The following is a 3,066-nucleotide window of genomic DNA, read 5'->3' on the forward strand; positions in this document are numbered from 1 at the left end:
ATAAGCCTGGGGGAGTTGATAACCGAACGGTGATCCCAGGATGTCCGAATGGGGAAACCCCGCCCGGCGCGCGAGTGACCGGGTGACCCGTACCTGAACACATAGGGTGCGTGGAGGGAACGCGGGGAAGTGAAACATCTCAGTACCCGCAGGAAGAGAAAACAACAGTGATTCCGTTAGTAGTGGCGAGCGAACGCGGAAGAGGCCAAACCGGTCCATGTGTGATAGCCGGCGGGCGTTGCATGGCCGGGGTTGCGGGACTTTCCGCTGCTGTTCTGCCGGACAGCGAAAGTGAGTGCGTGCGTATAGGTGAACGGTCTTGAAAGGCCGGCCGGAGAAGGTGTAAGCCCTGTAACCGTAATGCGTGACGCCGCTTGGAGAGTATCCCAAGTAGCACGGGGCCCGAGAAATCCCGTGCGAATCTGCCAGGACCACCTGGTAAGCCTGAATACTACCTGATGACCGATAGCGGACAAGTACCGTGAGGGAAAGGTGAAAAGTACCCCGGGAGGGGAGTGAAACAGTACCTGAAACCGTGTGCTTACAATCCGTCGGAGCAGCCTTGTAGCTGTGACGGCGTGCCTTTTGAAGAATGAGCCTGCGAGTTAGTGTTACGTCGCGAGGTTAACCCGTGTGGGGAAGCCGTAGCGAAAGCGAGTCTGAACAGGGCGATGCAGTGGCGTGATCTAGACCCGAAGCGGAGTGATCTACCCATGGCCAGGTTGAAGCGCGTGTAAGAGCGCGTGGAGGACCGAACCCACTTCAGTTGAAAATGGAGGGGATGAGCTGTGGGTAGGGGTGAAAGGCCAATCAAACTCCGTGATAGCTGGTTCTCCCCGAAATGCATTTAGGTGCAGCGTTGCGTGTTTCTTGCCGGAGGTAGAGCTACTGGATGGCCGATGGGCCCTACAAGGTTACTGACGTCAGCCAAACTCCGAATGCCGGCAAGTGAGAGCGCAGCAGTGAGACTGTGGGGGATAAGCTTCATAGTCGAGAGGGAAACAGCCCAGACCACCAACTAAGGCCCCTAAGCGTGTGCTAAGTGGGAAAGGATGTGGAGTTGCCCAGACAACCAGGAGGTTGGCTTAGAAGCAGCCACCCTTGAAAGAGTGCGTAATAGCTCACTGGTCAAGTGATTCCGCGCCGACAATGTAGCGGGGCTCAAGTACACCGCCGAAGTTGTGGCATCAGCGTGTTATCCAAGCCTTCGTGGTTCAGGAGCGCTGGTGGGTAGGGGAGCGTCGTGTGGGCAGTGAAGCTGCGGCGGAAGCCAGTGGTGGAGCCTACACGAGTGAGAATGCAGGCATGAGTAGCGAAAGACGGGTGGGAAACCCGTCCGCCGAATGATCAAGGGTTCCAGGGTCAAGCTAATCTGCCCTGGGTAAGTCGGGACCTAAGGCGAGGCCGACAGGCGTAGTCGATGGACAACGGGTTGATATTCCCGTACCGGCGAAAAACCGCCCATGCCAATCCGGTGATGCTAACCGCCCAAACCGTTCATCCGTGCCCTTCGGGGCCAGTATGGGCGGGGCGCGCGGGACCCGATCCGGGGAGGTAAGCGTATTAACAGGTGTGACGCAGGAAGGTAGCCGAGCCGGGCGATGGTAGTCCCGGTCCAAGGATGTAGGGTGAACGGTTGGCAAATCCGCCGTTCGTGAAGCCTGAGACCTGACGGGACCCCCGTATGGGGGGATTCGGTGATCCTATGCTGCCGAGAAAAGCATCGACGCGAGGTTTTAGCCGCCCGTACCCCAAACCGACACAGGTGATCAGGTAGAGAATACCAAGGCGATCGAGAGAATTATGGTTAAGGAACTCGGCAAAATGCCCCCGTAACTTCGGGAGAAGGGGGGCCCGGACCGTGACGAAGCCTAGCGCTTCGGAGCGGGTAAGGGCCGCAGAGACCAGGGGGAAGCGACTGTTTACTAAAAACACAGGTCCGTGCGAAGTCGCAAGACGATGTATACGGACTGACTCCTGCCCGGTGCTGGAAGGTTAAGAGGACCTGTTAGCCCCCTCGGGGGCGAAGCGGAGAATTTAAGCCCCAGTAAACGGCGGTGGTAACTATAACCATCCTAAGGTAGCGAAATTCCTTGTCGGGTAAGTTCCGACCTGCACGAATGGAGTAACGACTTCCCCGCTGTCTCAACCATAAACTCGGCGAAATTGCACTACGAGTAAAGATGCTCGTTACGCGCAGCAGGACGGAAAGACCCCGAGACCTTTACTATAGTTTGGTATTGGTGTTCGGTGTGGCTTGTGTAGGATAGGTGGGAGACTGTGAAGCCCGGACGCCAGTTCGGGTGGAGTCATCGTTGAAATACCACTCTGGTCACTCTGGACATCTAACTTCGGCCCGTAATCCGGGTCAGGGACAGTGCCTGATGGGTAGTTTAACTGGGGCGGTTGCCTCCTAAAGAGTAACGGAGGCGCCCAAAGGTTCCCTCAGCCTGGTTGGCAATCAGGTGGCGAGTGTAAGTGCACAAGGGAGCTTGACTGTGAGAGCGACAGCTCGAGCAGGGACGAAAGTCGGGACTAGTGATCCGGCGGCACATTGTGGAATGGCCGTCGCTCAACGGATAAAAGGTACCTCGGGGATAACAGGCTGATCTTGCCCAAGAGTCCATATCGACGGCATGGTTTGGCACCTCGATGTCGGCTCGTCGCATCCTGGGGCTGGAGTAGGTCCCAAGGGTTGGGCTGTTCGCCCATTAAAGCGGTACGCGAGCTGGGTTTAGAACGTCGTGAGACAGTTCGGTCCCTATCCGCTGCGCGCGCAGGAAATTTGAGAAGGTCTGTCCTTAGTACGAGAGGACCGGGACGGACGAACCTCTGGTGTGTCAGTTGTACTGCCAAGTGCACCGCTGATTAGCTACGTTCGGATTGGATAACCGCTGAAAGCATCTAAGCGGGAAGCCGGCTTCAAGATGAGATTTCCATCCCCTTTGAGGGGGAGAGGACCCCAGCCAGACCACTGGGTTGATAGGCCGGATGTGGAAGCGAGGACGAAAGACTCGTGGAGCTGACCGGTACTAATAGTCCGACAACTTACACCACACCACCCCC

General features: G+C 57.1%; 1 rRNA gene. It reads left to right on the forward strand.

The features are described from left to right. Nucleotides 1-3,050: ribosomal RNA gene (locus AB0N75_RS18805) — 23S ribosomal RNA — on the forward strand. Nucleotides 3,051-3,066: the final 16 nt, after the last annotated feature.

The sequence above is a fragment of the Arthrobacter sp. NPDC089319 genome (assembly GCF_040684925.1).
GTDB lineage: Bacteria > Actinomycetota > Actinomycetes > Actinomycetales > Micrococcaceae > Crystallibacter.